This window comes from Pseudonocardia sp. HH130629-09, assembly GCF_001294645.1.
Taxonomy (GTDB): Bacteria; Actinomycetota; Actinomycetes; order Mycobacteriales; family Pseudonocardiaceae; genus Pseudonocardia.
Genome location: NZ_CP011868.1, coordinates 1178104 through 1194991 on the forward strand (window position 1 = coordinate 1178104; position 16888 = coordinate 1194991).

Sequence of the window (16888 nt, forward strand, 5' to 3'; positions counted from 1 at the left end):
GACCTGCGATGTCCGGTCTCACCCGCTACATCCACGACGACTTCGGTCCCGCCCGCGCCGATGCGCTGACCGCGACCGGGACCGGCACCGCGCTGCCCTATCCCGACGGCTGGTTCTGCCTCGCTTTCTCCGACGAGCTCCCGCCCGGTGGCGTCCTCACCCGCACGCTGATGGGGGAGGAGGTGGTGCTCTACCGCACCCGCGGGGGAGTGCTGCGGGCCGTGCGCCCCTACTGCCCGCACCTGGGAGCACATCTGGGGGCGGGCGGCGCGGTCGAGGGCGAGAACATCGTCTGCCCGTTCCACCGGTTCGCCTTCGACACGGGCGGGACCTGCGTGGCGACCGGCTACGGGCTGCAGCCGCCGAAGGCCGCGCTGACGCGGTACGACGTGTGCGAGGTGAACAGCTCCGTCTACGTGTGGCGGCATGCGCTGGGAGAGCCGCCGACCTGGGAGGTGCCCGCCCTGCACGGCCCGCGGCCCAGCGTCTTCCGGCACACCACGGTCGACCTCGCGGGCCATCCGCAGATGATCGTCGAGAACGCGTTCGACTTCGGGCACCTCACCCAGCTGCACGGCCTGAGCGGGCTCACCATCGACGCCGATCCGGTGATCGGGGAGCCCACCTGCACGATCCCGGTGACCGCGGGCGGGCGGGCGTTGGTCCCCAGCGCGTCCTACGAGCTGACCGTCGTCGGCCTCTCGACGTTGGCGGCCGTGGCGCGGCTCGGCCCGCTCGGTGACATGTACGTCCTGCTGCACGCGACCCCCACGGCGCCGGGCAGGCTCCACCTGCGCCTGGGCGCCACCGTGGCGCTGGAGAAGGTCCCGTTCGTGCCCGACGTCCTGGGCCGGCTGATCACCGACCCGCTCTCGCAGCTGTTCAGCCGCCTGGCGCACCACATCACCCTCCGGGACGCCGCTCCCGACTTCCCGGTGTGGAACCACCAGATCTACGTCGAGTACCCGAAGCTCGCCCCCGGTGACGGGCCCGTCGGCCGCTACCGGCGGTGGGCCCGGCAGTTCTACTCCGCTCCGGCCGGCGGGGACGTTCCGGTGGCCCCGCCCCGGACCTGACCCGGGCCGACCGGCCCGGCGCCCGCCTGCGGTCGGGGCGGCTCGGCCTCGACGGGCCGGTCGGTGTCCCCTCCTGCGACGGTCGGGGTCGGCCGTCACGGGCGGAACAGCGGGCCCGCCGGGGCCGGGGGACACGTCGAGCGGGGAGCCGCCTCAGCCCCGTGCCCGGTCCGTGGCGGCCAGCGAGCCGAGCAGCCGCAGGGCGTCGCCGGAGGCGCCCGGCTCACCGTGGTAGACGACGAGCTGCTGGCCGGGGGCTGAGCGGACGTCGAAGGTCTGCACGGTCAGGGTCAGCGGCCCCACCCGGGGATGCCGGAGGCGCTTGCGCTCCAGCGACTTGCCCCGCGCGTCGTGCGCCGCCCACAGCGCCTCGAACTCCGGGCCGCTCGAGAGCAGCCGGTGCAGGACCGCCCTGATCCGCGGGTCCTCCGGGTTGCGGCCGTGGTGGAGTCGGAACCCCGCGACGGTGTTCGCCGCGACGGCGTCCCGGTCGACGTAGAGGCTGCGGGCGGCCGGATCGCAGAACACGATCTCCATGAGGTTCCGCGAGAACGACCAGCCCCCGAACAGGGCATCGGCGATCTCGTTGGTCGCCAGGACGTCGAAGGCCCGGTTGTGGACCAGCGCCGGGTTGTCCGGCCACGCGTCCATCAGCTGCGCCAGTGCCGGGTCCACCCGGTCCGTCGCGACGGCTGTCGCCGTCCTGGGTGTGGCCCCCGCCAGGGCGAACAGGTGCAAGCGCTCGTCGGCGTCGAGTTGCAGGACCGTCGACAGCGACTCGAGGACCTCCGCCGACGGGCGTCGCTCGCGCCCCTGCTCCAGACGGACGTAGTAGTCCACGCTCATCCCGGCGAGCGTCGCGACCTCCTCCCGGCGCAGCCCCGGGACCCGGCGTAACCCCGCCGAGGGCAGACCGACCGCGGCCGGGGTGATCCGGGCGCGCCGGGTGGCGAGGTACGCGCCGAGCTCCGAAGCCATGCCGCACACGGTAGGACGTCCGGCGCAGCCGTGGGTGGGGGCGGCACACCCACGGACGACCGGGGCCTCCCGGTGCGGGCGTGCACCGGCGACGGTGGGCCCATGACCACACAGAAGATCATCTTGGTGACGGGGGCCAGCAGCGGGATCGGGGAGGCGGTGGTGCGCCGGCTCGCGGGCGAGGGGCACGTCGTCGTGGCCGGGGCGCGCCGTACGGACCGGCTCGCCGCGCTGGCCGACAGCGCGGGGGGCGTTGTGGAGGCCGTGCGCGTCGACGTGACCGACCGCGACGACGTCCGGGCGTTCGTCGACTCCGCCCGGGAACGGCACGGCCGGGTGGACGTCCTGGTGAACAACGCGGGCGTGATGCCGCTGTCCCGGCTCGACGCCCTGCTCGTCGACGAGTGGGATCGGATGGTCGACGTGAACCTGCGCGGTCTGCTGCACGGCATCGCCGCGGCTCTGCCGGTGTTCACCGAGCAGGGTGGCGGGCACTTCGTCACGACCGCGAGCATCGGCGCGCACCAGGTCGTCCCGACGGCGGCGGTGTACTCGGGCACGAAGTACGCGGCGTGGGCGATCACCGAGGGCCTCCGCCTGGAGAGCGACCCCTCGATCCGCGTGACCACCCTGACCCCCGGCGTGGTCACGTCCGAGCTCGCGGACTCGATCTCCGATCCGGACGCAGCGGGCGGGATGCGCACCTACCGCGCCCACGCGATCGACCCCGATGCCATCGCCCGCTCGGTGTCCTTCGCCCTCGCCCAGCCCGAGGACGTCGACGTCAACGAGATCGTGGTGCGGCCCGCCCGTCAGCGCTGACCGCTCGCCCCGGCGCGGGCCCGCGCCGGCCCGGTGCCGCCCGCACCGTGGTCGCGCGCCGGCGGCGCCGGGACCGGGTCCGCGTTCCCCCGCCCAGCACATCGGAGGGGCTGCGAGCTTCTCCCCGGCGCTACGCTGCCGCCCACGTCAGCCGTGCCTCGCCGGGGTACCGGTCCGGCCTGTGACGTAGTCGTGACTGCACGCGCCCGCTTCCGGCATTACCTTCCGAAAGGCCCGCGACCAGCGCGAGCGACGAGGCACGCGCAAGATCGAGGAGAGTGCATGAGCGACAGCCCTGAGCCGTCGGGACCGGTGATGCGGATCGGTGTGGCCGCGGAGTCCGAGCCCGAGACGCGCGTGGCGATGAGCCCCGAGACCGTCGCGAAGGTGGTCGGTCTCGGCTACGCCGTCACCGTCGAGTCCGGGGCCGGTGCCCGGGCCGGGTTCACCGACGAGGCCTACGCCGAGGCGGGCGCCGACGTCGCCGACGGTCCCGTCTGGGACGCCGACGTCGTGGTGCGCATCAACGCCCCGCAGCCCGACGAGATCGGCAAGCTGCGCGAGGGCTCCGTGCTGATCGCGATGCTCGCGCCGCGCTTCGAGGAGGAACGCACGGCCGCGCTCGCCGCCCAGGGCGTCACCGCCCTGTCGATGGACGCGGTGCCCCGGATCTCGCGGGCCCAGTCGATGGACGTGCTGTCGTCGATGGCGAACATCGCGGGCTACCGCGCGGTGATCGAGGCGGCCCACGTGTTCGGCCGGTTCTTCACCGGTCAGGTCACCGCCGCGGGCAAGGTCCCGCCGGCGAAGGTGCTCGTGGCCGGGGCGGGCGTCGCCGGGCTCGCCGCCATCGCCGCCGCCAACAGCCTGGGCGCGGTGGTTCGGGCGACCGACCCGCGCTCCGAGGTCGCCGACCAGGTGCGGTCGCTCGGCGGGGAGTACCTGGCCGTCGAGGTGGAGCAGGAGGCGTCCACCGACGGCTACGCCAAGGCGACCTCGGCGGACTACGACAAGCGTGCGGCCGAGATCTACTCCGAGCAGGCCGCGGACTGCGACATCATCATCACCACCGCGCTCATCCCGGGGCGGCCCGCGCCGAAGCTGATCACCGCCTCTGACGTGGCGTCGATGCGCCCGGGCAGCGTGGTCGTCGACATGGCGGCCTCCCAGGGCGGGAACGTGGAGGGGTCGGTGGCCGGCGAGGCCGTCGTCACCGACCACGGCGTGACGATCATCGGCTACACCGACCTCGCCGCCCGGTTGCCCGCGCAGGCGTCGCAGCTCTACGGCACGAACGTGCTGAACCTGCTCAAGCTGATGACCCCGGAGAAGGACGGGCGGCTTGCGCTCGACCTGGACGACACGGTGGTCCGTGGCATCACGATCGCGCACGCGGGGGAAACGCTCTGGCCCCCGCCCCAGGTGAAGGTGAGTGCGGCGCCCGCGGCCCAACCGGCCGCCGAGCCCGTGGCGACGGAGCCGGAGAAGCCACGGTCCCCCTACGCGGGGCTCGCCGCCGGCGTCGTCGGCGCGGTGGCGCTGTTCGCGGTCACGGCACTGGCCCCGGCCGAGCTCGCAGGGCACCTCACGGTGTTCGTGCTGGCGATCGTCATCGGCTTCTACGTCATCGGCAACGTGCACCACGCGCTGCACACGCCGCTGATGTCGGTCACGAACGCGATCTCCGGGATCATCGTCGTCGGCGCGATCCTGCAGATCGGCACCGGCGGCGACGCCCTTGTCATCGGGCTCGCCGCGGTCGCGGTGCTGCTCGCCGCCATCAACATCGTCGGTGGCTTCGCGGTGACGCGCCGCATGCTGCAGATGTTCACGAGGAGCTGAGCCGTGCAGACGTGGACCACTGCGGCGTACCTGATCGCCGCGATCCTGTTCGTGATCAGCCTCGCCGGGCTGTCGAGGCACGAGACCGCCAAGTCCGGTGTGCTGTTCGGCATCACCGGCATGACCATCGCCCTGGTCGCCACCGCCGTCGTCGCGCTGGGGCAGGCGTCCGGGCTCGGCGTCGCGCTGCTGCTCGCGGCCGTCGTCATCGGTGCGGCGATCGGGCTCTGGCGGGCACGCGTCGTCGAGATGACGGGCATGCCCGAGCTCATCGCGCTCATGCACAGCTTCGTCGGTCTCGCCGCGGTGCTGGTCGGCTGGAACGGCTTCCTGGAAGTCGAGGCCGGGCACCTGGTGCTGGAGGGACCGCTGCTGGGGATTCACCACGCCGAGGTCGCGGTCGGGGTCTTCATCGGTGCGGTGACCTTCACCGGCTCGGTGATCGCCTACCTGAAGCTGTCGGCGAAGATCAAGTCGGCGCCGCTGATGCTGCCCGGCAAGAACGTCCTCAACCTCGGCGCGCTCGTCGCGTTCGCGGTGCTGACGGTGTTCTTCGTCATCACGCCGCAGATGTGGATCCTGGCCGTGCTCACGGTGCTGGCGCTGCTGCTCGGCCTGCACCTGGTCGCCTCGATCGGCGGCGGTGACATGCCGGTCGTGGTGTCGATGCTGAACTCCTACTCCGGATGGGCCGCCGCGGCGGCGGGCTTCCTGCTCGGCAACGACCTGCTGATCATCACCGGCGCGCTCGTCGGGTCCTCCGGTGCCTACCTGTCCTACATCATGTGCAAGGCGATGAACCGGTCGTTCATCTCGGTCATCGCCGGCGGCTTCGGGGCCACCTCCTCGGCGGCCGCCGCGGTGGAGGGCGAGCACCGCGAGATCGACGCCGACGGCGTCGCCGAGCTGCTCGCGAACGCCGGGAGCGTCGTGATCACCCCCGGCTACGGCATGGCGGTCGCCCAGGCCCAGTACCCGGTGGCGGAGCTGACCCGGTCACTGCGCGACGCCGGCGTGAAGGTGCGCTTCGGTGTCCACCCGGTCGCGGGACGGCTCCCCGGCCACATGAACGTGCTGCTCGCCGAGGCCCAGGTGCCCTACGACATCGTCCTGGAGATGGACGAGATCAACGACGACCTCGCCGAGACCGACGTCGTGCTGGTGATCGGCGCCAACGACACGGTCAACCCGGCCGCGTCGGAGGACCCGGGATCCCCGATCGCCGGGATGCCGGTGCTGCGGGTGTGGGACGCCAAGGACGTGATCGTCTTCAAGCGGTCGATGGCCACCGGCTACGCGGGCGTCCAGAACCCGCTCTTCTTCCGGGACAACACCCAGATGCTGTTCGGCGACGCCAAGGAGCGCGTGCAGGACATCCTCGCCTCGATCAAGAGCCTCGCGAGGACGGGCTGACCGTCGGGGGTCTTCACCCGGGCGGGGCGCAGGTGTTACCGAGCCGACTCCTGCGCTCCGCTTGCCCGGAACGTCCGGTGGGCACCCTGTGACCATGAGTGAGAGCAGCACGCAGCACGCGAACGAGACCTGGCCCCACCCCGAGAGCGAGCAGGCCCGGCACGACGGGCGCTACACCCCGGTCGCCCGCGGGGGCCACCGCGGCCACCGGTCCGACGACCCGTCGACCGTCATGTGGGACTGACCTGACCCCACCGCCCGGTCCGCGACGGATCGGGCCCGATGAGAACCGGTCGCCGTCACCCGCCCTCGGGCGTGGGGTGCGGCGACCCTGTCGTTGCGGGGCCCGTCGTGGGCCCGGGCGTCTCAGGACGCGGGGGTGCACAGCCCCGGGCAGCGGCCGATCCGGCCCCGGAACGTGACGGTGGTCCCGTCCGGACCCGGCTCCACCCGCACGTCCTCCGCGACCGCCTCGATCATCCCGATGCCCCGTCCACGGTGGCCGGGGTCGGTGGGCGGGTCGCGCCAGCACCCGCGGTCGCTGACCTCCATCCGCACCCGGTATCCCTCGGCCTCGCCGTGCAGCAGGACCGTCGCGGCGGCCTCCGAGCCGGCGGCCCCGTAGGCGTGCTCGATGCAGTTGGACACGGCCTCGTTCACCGCGAGGACGAGGTCCTGCACGGTCGGGCACTGCTCGTCGGTCCCGCACAGCGACGCGAGCCACCTGCGGGTCTCCCGGCGGGAGCGACCTGCCGACGCGGGTTCGACGGGCAGCTCGACACACAAAGTCGGGGGCATGGGGCAGCAGTACCCACCAGGTCGCCGTGCAACTCATCGGAGTGACCGCCGATCGAAAGAACCGACCAGGTCACGCGAAGTTCGACGTGCGGGCCCGCGGCCCGCGGCCTACCGTCGATCGGTGATGGCAGTCGATCGTTGCCGGCCGCGGAGACGGCATGGCTGAGCCGAGTACGGACGCGGACACCCGCCCCGACGAGTACACCCACCTCGTCGAGCCTCTCCGTGCCTTCGCGGCCGCCGGCCCCGGGGATCCGGAACGGGAGCGGCTGCGCTCCGAGCTGGCACAGGGCTACCACCCGGTGGTCCGGCACATCGCCGGGCGCTACCGGCACCGCGGCGAGCCCGTCGAGGACCTGGAGCAGGTCGGCGCGATCGGTCTGCTCAACGCGCTGGACCGGTTCGACCCGGAGCAGGGCACCCCGTTCCTGGCCTACGCCGTCCCCACGATCACCGGGGAGATCCGCCGATACTTCCGCGACCGCACCTGGTCGATGCGGGTGCCGCGGCGGCTCAAGGACATCCAGAGCCGCATGACGCGCGCCCAGGAGGAGCTGGCCTCGCGGCACGGCTGCGCCCCGAAGGTCTCCGAGCTCGCCGAGCACCTCGACATCAGCCGGGAGGAGGTCATCGAGGGGCTGCAGGCCCAGGACTCCTACCGGTCGGACTCGCTCGACAAGCTCGTCGGCGACACCGACAACCCGCTCGGCGAGATCGTCGGGGGCATCGACGCCGGGATGGACGCGGTCGAGGCCCGCGAGTCGCTGCGCCCGGCCCTGCGCAAGCTCCCCGAGCGGGAACGGACCATCCTCATGCTGCGGTTCTTCGGCAACCAGACCCAGACCCAGATCGCCGCCCAGGTGGGGCTGTCGCAGATGCACGTGTCGCGGCTGCTCGCCCGGGCCCTGGTGACCCTGCGCGGTCACCTCGCCGACGACCAGGACCAGCACGACGGGGTTCCCGAGGCGGGCTGACCGCCGTTCCGCTACGACGATCAGGTGTCCGTGAAGGTCCGACCGGGGTAGCCGGTCCGGTCGGCATCACATCGCCGTCACCTGGGCGGTTCCCCACCGGTCTCCGGGGGTAGCCTGTCGTGTTCCGCGTACGCCGCCGCCCGTTCACCGGGTCGCGGTGTTGCGCATCCGACGATGTGGGCGAGACCCTCGCCCGCACCTCGGCGCCCGGCCGGTGTCCCCATCGGCCGGTCCCGCGTCGTGCCGTCGGTCGCGAGGACAGGAGAGGACCCGGGTATGGCCGTGCAGGAGAAGAAGTCCGTGACCGAGAAGGGCACGAAGAGCAAGAAGGGCAAGAAGAGCGGCCGGGAGGCCGTCGAGGCCGCGAAGGCCGAGACGAAGAAGGCCCGCCGCGCGGAGGAGAAGGACGCCGAGAAGGCCGTCCGCGCCGCCCGCAAGGCCGAGAAGAAGGCCCGCAAGCAGGCGAAGGCCGCGCGTGCTGCGCAGAAGAAGGCGGCGGCTGCCGAGAAGAAGGCCGCCGCGAAGGCGAAGGCCGCGCGGCTGGAGAAGGTCGCCCAGCGCGACGCTGCCGCGAAGGCGGAGAAGAAGGCCCGGAAGCTGGCGAAGGAGCGGGTCGTCGCCGGGCAGCCGGGCAGCGGTGTCGGTACGCCCGAGACCACGCCCGCCGAGCGGGAGCAGCGCCGTCGTGAGGCCGAGCAGGCGGCCGGCCGGCTCGCCGCCGCGGCCGAGCACAAGGCCACCGCCGAGCGCCCCGCCGAGGTGCACCACACCAACGGTGCGCGCGTCTGACCACCGCACACCGCGGCACCGGCGACGCCCGGACCCGGCCGGGTCCGGGCGTCGACGAATGTCAGGCACTGCACACCTGTCCGGATGTTCAGGCTTGCACGAGCTAACGGTGGGGCCGTAGCGTTCGTCCGTGCACATCGCCGAGGGCTATCTCCCGCCGCTGCACGCGGCGGCCTGGACCGTCGTCGCCGCGCCGTTCGTCGTGCACGGCGCCCGGGCCGTGGTACAGCGCGTGCGCGAGGATCCGGACACCAAGCTGCTGCTCGCCGCGGCCGGCGCGTTCACCTTCGTCCTGTCCGCGCTCAAGATCACCGTCGGTGACCGGGTCGTCGTCGCACCCGACCGGCACCGGGCTGGGCGCGGCGCTGTTCCGACCACCGGTGATGGCGCTGCTCGGGACTGTGGTGCTGTTCTTCCAGGCCGTCCTGCTCGCCCACGGCGGGCTGACCACGCTCGGCGCCAACGCGTTCTCCATGGCGATCGCCGGGCCGTGGATCGCCTACGGCGCCTACGTCGTGGTCCGCAGGTTCGGGGGGTCGCTGGGGCCCGCGGTGTTCGCCGCGGCCTTCCTCGGTGACCTCGGCACCTACACGATCACCAGCGCGCAGCTGGCGCTCGCGTTCCCCGACCCCACCTCCGGGTTCGGCGGAGCCTTCGTCACCTTCGCCTCGATCTTCTCGATCACGCAGATCCCGCTGGCCGTGGCCGAGGGGCTGCTGACCGTGCTCGTCGTACGGCTGCTCGTGCGCATCACCCCGGACGAGCTGCGCCGCCTCGGCGTGCTGCGTCCGGCCACGAGCACGGCCACGACGACGAGCACGACCACCGACACCGGTGGCGCCGCCCCGGCCGCGACCGCGCAGGGCCCGGAGAAGGAGGCGTCGGCGTGAGTCGCTCGACCGTCGTGAACATCCTGCTGGTCGTCGCCGTCGTCGCGTTGTTCGCGGTGCCGGTGCTGTTCGTGCCCGGCGAGTACGCCGGGTCCGACGGCCAGGCGGGTGAGGCCATCGAGGCCACCGGCTACCAGCCGTGGTTCAGCCCGGTGTGGGAGCCGCCGTCGGGCGAGATCGAGTCCGGGATCTTCGCGATGCAGGCCGCGGCCGGCGCGGGCGTGCTCGGCTACTGCATCGGCGTCGCCCGCACGCGCAGCCGGGAGAAGGCCGCCCGGCAGACCTGATGCTGCTGATCGACGAGACCGCCCACGCCAACCGCTGGCGGTCCCGGCACCCGGGGGAGAAGGCGTTCCTCGCCCTGGGGCTCCTGCTGCTCGCGGTCGTCCTCCCGCCGTGGCCCGGTGCCGTGCTGACCGGTGGCGCGGCGCTGGCGCTGCTCCTGGGTGGGGCCCGGGTGCCGTGGCGGACCGCGCTGCGGCTGCTCGCCCTGCCGCTCGGGTTCGTCGTCGTGGGGGCGCTGCCGCTGCTGGTGACCGTGGGCGGGGACCCGTGGCTCGCACTCGCACCGGGCGGCCCGGCCCGGGCGGCCGCGCTCGTCGGACGCTCGCTGGCTGCGGTGGCCTGCCTGATCCTCTTCGCCGCGACGACGCCGCTCGCGGACACCCTGCCGCGGCTGCGGTGGGTGCCACCTGCCGTCCTGGAGATCACCCTGCTCGTCTACCGGATGCTGTTCCTGCTGCTGGACTCGCTGACCGCGGTCCGGGAGGCCCAGTCCCTCCGGATGGGGTTCCGGACGCGGCGGACCACCTTCCGGTCGCTGGCCGCGCAGGGGAGCGCGGTGTTCGTCCGGGCCTTCGACCGTGCCCGCCGCCTCGAGGCGGGCCTCGCCTCCCGCGGCTACGACGGATCGCTGCGTGTCCGGGTGCCTGCCCGCATCGTCTCGCCCGCCTTCGTCGCGGCGAGCGCGGCGCTGCTCGTCGCCGTCCCGCTGACGGCACTGGTGGTCCTCCCGTGACCGCGGTCCTGGAGGCCCGCGGACTGGTCTTCGCCTACCCGGACGGGCCGGTCGTGCTCGACGGGGCGGACCTCGCCGTCGACCCGGGGCGCCGGCTCGCCGTGCTCGGACCCAACGGCGGCGGCAAGACCACCCTGTTCCGGCTGCTGCTCGGGCTGCTCGCCCCGGCGGCCGGGGAGGTCCTGCTCGACGGTGAGCCGGTCCGGCGCACCCGCCGCGGGTTGGTTCGGCTGCGCGAGTCCGCCCAGCTCGTCCTGCAGGACCCCGACGACCAGCTGTTCTCCGCCGACGTCGCGCAGGACGTGTCGTTCGGGCCGCTCAACCTCGGTCTCGACGGGGCCGAGGTCGACGCCCGGGTGCACGACGCGCTGGCCGCCGTCGGCATCGCCGACCTCGCCGACCGGCCGACGCACCGGCTGTCGTTCGGACAGCGCAAGCGGGTTGCGATCGCCGGTGCCCTCGCCGTCCGGCCCCGGGTGCTGGTGCTCGACGAGCCGACCGCGGGCCTGGACCCGGCCGGGGTGGAGGAGCTCGTCGTCGTGCTGCAGGACCTGCAGTGCGCCGGGACCGCGGTCGTGCTGTCCACCCACGACGTCGACCTCGCCCACCGCTGGGCCGACGACGTCGCCGTCGTCGCGCGGGGGCGGGTGCGGCGCGGTCCGGCGGCCGAGATCCTCGGCGACGCCGCGTTGCTCGCGGACGCCCGGCTCGGCCCGGCCTGGGCACCGGCCGTCGCGCGGCTGCTCGCGCTGGTGGGCCTCCCGGGAACGACCCCCGCCACGGCGGCGGAGCTGCACGAGGTCCTGTCGGGACTTGCGGCCAGGGAGACACCGGCGGGAGGGTGAGGTCCATGACCGTCCCGGAACCCGCACCCGTCCCGGTGGACGAGATCGACCTGACGCTGCCCAACCCGGCGCGGATCTACGACTACATGCTCGGCGGCGGCCACAACTTCGCCACCGACCGGGAGTTCGCCGAGCGCCTGCTCGTCGCGCTGCCCGACACGCGGGAGCTCGCGCTCGCCAACCGGGCCTTCCTCGGCCGGGCCGTGCGTGCCTGTCTCGACCGGGGGGTGCGCCAGTTCCTCGACCTCGGCTCCGGCATCCCCACCGCCGAGCCGGTGCACGAGATCGCCCACCGTGCCGACCCGACGGCACGCGTCGCCTACGTCGACGTCGAGCCGGTGTCGGTCGCGATGAGCCGCCAGCTCCTGACCGGTGTGGAGGGTGCCTCGATCACCGCGGCCGACCTCACCGACGTCGAGGCCGTGCTCGCCGCCCCGGGCGTGGCGGGCCTGCTCGACCCGGCCGAGCCGGTCGCCGTGCTCGCGGTCTCGGTGCTGCACTTCGTCGGCGACGACGACCTGCTCGGCGCCCTGTTCGACCGCTACGCGACGGCGTTCGGCCCCGGCAGCATGCTCGTCGTCTCGCACGGCAGCACCGATGTCGACGACCCGCGCATCGCCGAACGGATGCGCACGGTCGAGCGGTTCACCCAGGACACCGCGCAGCCGGCCCGGTCCCGGGACCGGGCCCTGCTGCGCAGGCTGCTCGTCGACCGGCCCGGGCACCGGCTGGAGCTGCTGGAGCCGGGCATGGTCGACGTCGCCGACTGGCGGGCCGAGGCCGGGCGGTCGCCCGCCGGCCCCGCCGGGATGTACGCGGTCGTCGGTGAGGTCGTCCCGCGACGGTAGGGCGGATCAGTCCCGGTAGACGCCCTGGCGCTTCTCCATGAACGCGGTGACGGCCTCGGTCAGGTCGGCCGACACGAGCTGCCCGCCGTTCCAGGTGGCGATCTGGTCGAGCCCGTCGGCGACGGAGTGGTCGCGGGCGTAGGTGATCGCGTACTTCGTGCCGCGCAGCGCCAGCGGGGACTTCGCCGCCAGCGACGCGGCGAGCTCGGCGACACCGTTCTCCAGCGCCTCGGCGTCGTCGTACACGCCGTTGACCAGGCGCAGCTCCTTCGCCTCGGTGCCGGACACCGGACGGCAGGTGTAGGCCAGCTCGCGGGTAACGCCCTCGCCGACGATGCGCGGCAGCCGCTGCAGGACGCCGACGTCGGCGGCCAGGCCCATGTCGACCTCCTTCAGCACGAACGACGCGTCGGCGGTCGCGTAGCGCAGGTCGCAGGCGACGGCCAGGTCCAGACCAGCCCCGAGGCAGACGCCGTGGATCGCGGCGATCACCGGTGTGCGGCAGCGCTCGATCGCGGTCAGGCAGTCCTGCAGGTCGAGGATCGTGCGGCGCAGCGCGTCGGCGCCGTGACCCACCGAGTCACCCGAGGCCTTCTCGCGCAGCCCGCCCAGCATCGACACGTCGATGCCCGAACAGAAGTGCCGCCCGTTGCCGCTGATCACCACGACCCGCACCGCGGGGTCGGCGTCCAGCTCGCGCACCGCGTCACGCAGCCCGAACCACATCGGCTCGTGCAGCGCGTTCGCCGCCTTCGGGCGGTCCAGGCGCAGCCGCGCGACCCCGTCCGTCACCTCGACCGCGATCCCCGTCGGCTCGCCCATCGGTCCCACCCTCCACGTGTCCAGCCCGGTCACCGGGAGGTTACCCCGGAGTAGGACGGCGGTGTCCTAGGCTCGTCCGGTGCCCGACCTGACCAGCACCGCCAACCCGCGCGTCAAGAACCTGGTCCGGCTGCGCACCCGTCGCCACCGCGACGCGGCGGGCGTCACCGTGATCGAGGGGCACGACGAGCTGGCGCTCGCGCTCGACGCCGGCGTCGAGCCGAGCGAGCTGTACTGGGCGCCGGACCTGGTGCGGTCCGACTCGCTGCTGGCCCGGATGCCGTCGGCGCGGGTGTTCTCGGTGAGCCGGGAGGTGTTCGCCCGGATCGCCTACCGCGAGTCCCCGGACGGCTGGCTCGCCGTCGCACCGGCCCCCGGCCGCCCGCTCGACGAGCTGGACCTCGGGCCGGACCCGCTCGTGCTGGTCGCCGAGGGCGTCGAGAAGCCCGGCAACGTCGGGGCGATGCTGCGCACCGCCGAGGCGTGCGGGGCGGACGCTGTGGTCATCGCGACGCCCGAGCGGGGCGGCACCGACTTCGCCAACCCCAACGTGGTGCGCGCGTCCAAGGGGACGGTGTTCGCGGTGCCGGTCGCATCCGCGTCGACCCCCGAGGTCCTCCACTGGCTCGACCGGCGCGGCATCGCCACCCTCGTCACCACCCCGGCGGGGACGACCGGGCTCGCCGCCACCGACCTGACGGGGCCGAGCGCGCTGGTCATCGGGACCGAGGCGACCGGGGTGACCGACGCGTGGCTCGACCGGGCCGACGCCACGGTGGTCATCCCGATGCGGGGGCGGGTCAACTCGCTCAACGCCTCGATCGCCGCGGCCGTGGTGCTCTACGAGGCGGTCCGTCAGCGCGGCTGACCGGCGAGCTCGGCGCGCAGCCGCTTCTTGTCGGTCTTGCCGATCCCGGTCAGCGGGATCCGCTCGACGAACTCCACGGTGCTCGGCACGTACATCGCACCGGCGCGGTCGGCGACCAGGTCGGTCAGCTCGTCCGCGCTCGGGGACGGGGAGTCGGTGACGACGGCGGCGTGCACGGTCTCGGTGCCGTCGTCGTCGGGCACGCCGAAGACCGCGGCGTGCCGGACGGCCGGGTGCTCCATGAGCAGGTCCTCCAGCTCGGAGGTGTACACGTGCCCGCCCACGACGACGATCATGTCCTTCACCCGGTCGAGCAGGTGCAGGTAGCCGTCGGCGTCCTGGCGGGCGACGTCACCGGTGCGGACCCAGCCGTCGACGACCGTCGCGGCGCTCAGCTCCGGCTGCTTCCAGTAGCCGTCCATCTCCATGCCGGTGTGCACCCACAGCTCGCCGCGTTCGCCCGGGGCGACGGGCCGGCCGTCGGCGTCGGTGATGGCGATCGTGGTGGTGGTTATCGGCCGCCCGACGGTACCGAGCAGGTCGGGGTTCCGGTGCTCCTCGGCGGTGAGCACGCTGATCCCGCCGGCCTCGGTCTGGCCGTAGAACTGGGTGAACACCGGGCCGATCCGGCGCAGCGCCTCGGCGATGCGGCGCGGGTTGGCGGGGGCACCGCCGTAGACCAGCGACCGCAGCGACGACAGGTCGGTCCGGTCCAGGTCGAGGTGGTCGAGGAGGCGGTGGATCAGCGGCGGCAGCAGGAAGGTGTGGGTGATCCGCTCCCGCTCGATCGCGGCGAGGAACGCACCCGGCTCGAAGGAGTCCTGCAGCACGACGGTGCCGCCCTCGGCCAGCGTGCGGTCGGCCATCGAGCCGCCGACGTGGGCGACCGGGGTGGCGACGAGCAGCCGCCCGCCGGTGGCGCCCGCGCCGAAGTTGCCGGCCCGGCGGCGCATCTCGGCGCCGCGCCGGTGGTGGTCGAAGGTGTAGGTGATGCCCTTCGGGTGCCCGGTGGTGCCGCCGGTGTGGCGGATCTGCTCGACGTCGTGCGGGCGGGCCCGGCCCCGGACCGGCTCGGCCCACGCGGCCGCGGCGAGCTCCAGCAGGTCGGTGCCGCCGTCGTGGGCACCCAGCCAGAGGACCTCGACGCCGTCGACGAGCGCCAGGACCGCCTCGGCGGACGCGGCGGCGTCGGCGTCGGCGAGTATCAGCGGCGCCTCGACGTCGGCGACGATCCGGGCCGTGGCGGCGGCCGACAGACCCTCGTGCGGCTGGGTGATCCCGGCACCGAGCAGGGTCACCGCGAGCCGCGCGACGACGGCCTCGGGGGTGTTGCCCGCCAGCAGCGCGACGACCGATCCCCGCTCGACCCGCTCGTCGAGGACGTGGGCGAGCCTGTGCACCGTGTCCCCCAGCTCGCCGGCGCGGATCCGGCGGTCGCGGTGCACCAGCGCCTCGCGGTCGCGGTCGGCGGCGAGGCGTCGAGCAGCTCCTCGACGTCGCTGTACAGGCCCCCGCCGTCCGGGACAGCGCCGTCCAGGACGTCCTCGTGCAGACCGGTGGTCATCGCGGGTCTCCTCCCGTCGGGATCGTTGTTCAACGAAACGATCAACTCGGGGGCAGGCTTCCCAGAGGTGATCCGATCGACACCTCTCGTTTACACGGGAGTGCTCAGGCGGCCAGGGCGAGCTCCGCGCGCCGCTCGGCGCGCTCCATCCGCACCGCCTGCCACAGGGCGACCAGGCCCAGCAGCGGCAGCACCGTCGCGACGGCGGCGGGCGAGGTCCAGCCCCACCCGGCGGCCAGGACGAGTCCGCCCAGTGCGGCACCGAGGGCGTTCGCAACGTTGAACGCCGCGTGGTGCAGCGCCGCGCCCAGCGTCGGGCCCTCCCGGCCGGCGTCCATCAGCCGGGTCGCGAGCGCCGGGGTGGTCGCGGTGGTGGTGAAGGCCAGGGAGAACAGCGCCAGCAGCGCGAACACCGGCGAGGACGCGGTGAGCGCGAACAGGGCCATCGACACCGTGGCGGCGCCGAGGCCGGCCGCGATCGTGCGCACCGGCGCCGCCTCGGCGAGCCGGCCGCCGACCTGGTTGCCCAGCGTCATGCCGAGGCCGAACACGGCGAGCGCGAGCGGCACGGCCGCGGCGGCCAGGCCGGACACCTCGGTGAGCACCGGGGTGATGTAGCTGTACACCGCGAACGACCCGCCGAACCCGGTCGCGATGACCGCCATGGTGATCCACACCTGGCCGCGGCGCAGCGCGGAGAGCTCGCCGAGGATCGAGCCCCGGCGCTCCTCGCGGACGTCGGGGACCAGGCGCCACACGGCCAGCATCGTGACCACCGCGACGACGCCGACGGTCAGGTAGGCGGCCGGCCAGCCCGCCGCCTGTCCGAGCCAGGTCGCCCCGGGCACGCCGACGATGTTGGCGATCATCAGTCCGCTCATGACGGTGGCGATGGCGCGCGGGCGCCGCTCGCGCGGCACCAGCGAGGCCGCGAGCACCGACGCGGTGCCGAAGTAGGCGCCGTGCGGCAGTCCGGCCAGGAACCGGGTCACGACGGAGGTGCCGAAGGTCGGGGCGAAGGCCGACGCCACGTTGGCCACCGCCAGCGCGCCCGCCAGGGCGAGGAGCAGGTGCTTGCGCGGCCACCGTGCGCCGAGCACGGCGAGGACCGGCGCGCCGACGACGACGCCGATCGCGTAGGCACTGATGGCGGTTCCGGCCTGCGGCACGGTGGCGCCGAGGTCGGCGGCGAAGGCGGGCAGGAGACCCATCGAGGCGAACTCGGTGGTGCCGATGGCCAGGCCGCCGAGGGCCATCGCGGCGAGCGCGAGCCCGGTGGTGGGAGACTGGGGCGAGGTGAGAGCCTTTTTCATCGTGCCGCGAGGATAAATCGTGGCAGGC

At 73.7% G+C, this 16888-nt stretch carries 18 protein-coding genes and 1 pseudogene; 14 read left to right on the plus strand and 5 right to left on the minus strand.

Going from position 1 to position 16888, the window contains the following annotated elements; all coding sequences use genetic code 11:
* The first annotated feature begins 8 nt into the window (after positions 1–8).
* A complete protein-coding gene (locus XF36_RS05210) occupies positions 9–1076 on the plus strand; it encodes a Rieske 2Fe-2S domain-containing protein (protein WP_060711113.1) in 1068 nt (355 codons plus the stop codon).
* Between the two features lie 153 nt (positions 1077–1229).
* Here XF36_RS05210 and XF36_RS05215 read toward each other — a convergent pair whose 3' ends face one another.
* Positions 1230–2054 carry a helix-turn-helix domain-containing protein gene (locus tag XF36_RS05215; protein ID WP_145981265.1) on the minus strand — a complete coding sequence of 275 codons (825 nt, stop codon included), beginning with the start codon at positions 2052–2054 and terminating at the stop codon, positions 1230–1232.
* 102 nt (positions 2055–2156) lie between these two features.
* Here XF36_RS05215 and XF36_RS05220 point away from each other — a divergent pair, with 102 nt between their 5' ends.
* From XF36_RS05220 to XF36_RS32170, 4 genes are all read left to right on the plus strand, one after another.
* The gene (locus XF36_RS05220) at positions 2157–2876 is read left to right on the plus strand and encodes an SDR family oxidoreductase (RefSeq protein WP_060714435.1); all 720 of its coding nucleotides are present in this window, start codon (positions 2157–2159) and stop codon (positions 2874–2876) included.
* A 315-nt stretch (positions 2877–3191) separates the two neighbouring features.
* On the plus strand, positions 3192–4718 hold the full coding sequence (locus XF36_RS05225) for a Re/Si-specific NAD(P)(+) transhydrogenase subunit alpha (RefSeq protein WP_082375752.1): 1527 nt from the start codon (positions 3192–3194) through the stop codon (positions 4716–4718).
* A gap of 3 nt (positions 4719–4721) precedes the next feature.
* Positions 4722–6131, plus strand: a complete 1410-nt coding sequence (pntB, locus tag XF36_RS05230) for a Re/Si-specific NAD(P)(+) transhydrogenase subunit beta (protein ID WP_060711116.1) — start codon at positions 4722–4724, stop codon at positions 6129–6131.
* Positions 6132–6225: 94 nt separating this feature from the next.
* Positions 6226–6375: a hypothetical protein gene (locus XF36_RS32170; RefSeq protein ID WP_168169458.1), complete on the plus strand. Its 150-nt coding sequence runs from the start codon at positions 6226–6228 to the stop codon at positions 6373–6375.
* Between the two features lie 122 nt (positions 6376–6497).
* On the opposite strand, the gene XF36_RS05235 is transcribed toward XF36_RS32170, so the two are convergent.
* Positions 6498–6929: an ATP-binding protein gene (locus XF36_RS05235; protein ID WP_082375179.1), complete on the minus strand. Its 432-nt coding sequence runs from the start codon at positions 6927–6929 to the stop codon at positions 6498–6500.
* Positions 6930–7087: 158 nt separating this feature from the next.
* On the opposite strand from XF36_RS05235, the gene XF36_RS05240 reads away from it, so the two are divergent.
* The 8 genes and pseudogenes from XF36_RS05240 (at position 7088) to XF36_RS05270 (ending at position 12293) form a co-directional block, all read left to right on the plus strand.
* Complete coding sequence (locus tag XF36_RS05240) at positions 7088–7903, plus strand: SigB/SigF/SigG family RNA polymerase sigma factor (protein WP_060711118.1); 816 nt, start codon at positions 7088–7090, stop codon at positions 7901–7903.
* Positions 7904–8179: 276 nt separating this feature from the next.
* Positions 8180–8692 (plus strand): hypothetical protein, encoded by a 513-nt coding sequence (locus XF36_RS05245; RefSeq protein WP_060711119.1) that lies wholly within the window; start codon positions 8180–8182, stop codon positions 8690–8692.
* A gap of 130 nt (positions 8693–8822) precedes the next feature.
* Positions 8823–8942: pseudogene (locus XF36_RS34780) on the plus strand (energy-coupling factor ABC transporter permease); the annotation flags it as partial.
* Between the two features lie 67 nt (positions 8943–9009).
* Positions 9010–9582, plus strand: coding sequence for an energy-coupling factor ABC transporter permease (locus tag XF36_RS05250; protein WP_255357092.1), 573 nt, complete (start codon positions 9010–9012; stop codon positions 9580–9582).
* On the plus strand, positions 9579–9869 hold the full coding sequence (locus tag XF36_RS05255) for an energy-coupling factor ABC transporter substrate-binding protein (RefSeq protein ID WP_020626268.1): 291 nt from the start codon (positions 9579–9581) through the stop codon (positions 9867–9869). Before XF36_RS05250 ends, XF36_RS05255 begins: the two co-directional genes overlap by 4 nt.
* Positions 9869–10600 (plus strand): cobalt ECF transporter T component CbiQ, encoded by a 732-nt coding sequence (gene cbiQ, locus XF36_RS05260; protein ID WP_060711120.1) that lies wholly within the window; start codon positions 9869–9871, stop codon positions 10598–10600. The genes XF36_RS05255 and cbiQ overlap by 1 nt, the downstream gene beginning before the upstream one ends.
* Complete coding sequence (locus tag XF36_RS05265) at positions 10597–11445, plus strand: energy-coupling factor ABC transporter ATP-binding protein (RefSeq protein ID WP_060711121.1); 849 nt, start codon at positions 10597–10599, stop codon at positions 11443–11445. The genes cbiQ and XF36_RS05265 overlap by 4 nt, the downstream gene beginning before the upstream one ends.
* Positions 11446–11450: 5 nt before the next feature.
* Positions 11451–12293, plus strand: a complete 843-nt coding sequence (locus XF36_RS05270; RefSeq protein WP_064485377.1) for an SAM-dependent methyltransferase — start codon at positions 11451–11453, stop codon at positions 12291–12293.
* Between the two features lie 6 nt (positions 12294–12299).
* On the opposite strand, the gene XF36_RS05275 is transcribed toward XF36_RS05270, so the two are convergent.
* Positions 12300–13115, minus strand: a complete 816-nt coding sequence (locus XF36_RS05275) for a crotonase/enoyl-CoA hydratase family protein (protein ID WP_020626272.1) — start codon at positions 13113–13115, stop codon at positions 12300–12302.
* Positions 13116–13194: 79 nt separating this feature from the next.
* On the opposite strand from XF36_RS05275, the gene XF36_RS05280 reads away from it, so the two are divergent.
* Positions 13195–13983 carry a TrmH family RNA methyltransferase gene (locus XF36_RS05280; RefSeq protein WP_060711122.1) on the plus strand — a complete coding sequence of 263 codons (789 nt, stop codon included), beginning with the start codon at positions 13195–13197 and terminating at the stop codon, positions 13981–13983.
* Here the strand turns inward: XF36_RS05280 and XF36_RS05285 are convergent.
* Positions 13971–15428, minus strand: a complete 1458-nt coding sequence (locus XF36_RS05285; RefSeq protein ID WP_202968478.1) for an AMP-binding protein — start codon at positions 15426–15428, stop codon at positions 13971–13973. The genes XF36_RS05280 and XF36_RS05285 overlap by 13 nt on opposite strands.
* A 223-nt stretch (positions 15429–15651) precedes the next feature.
* Entirely contained in the window at positions 15652–16860 is a 1209-nt protein-coding gene (locus tag XF36_RS05290; protein WP_060711123.1) for an MFS transporter, read from the minus strand.
* Positions 16861–16888 lie beyond the last annotated feature (28 nt).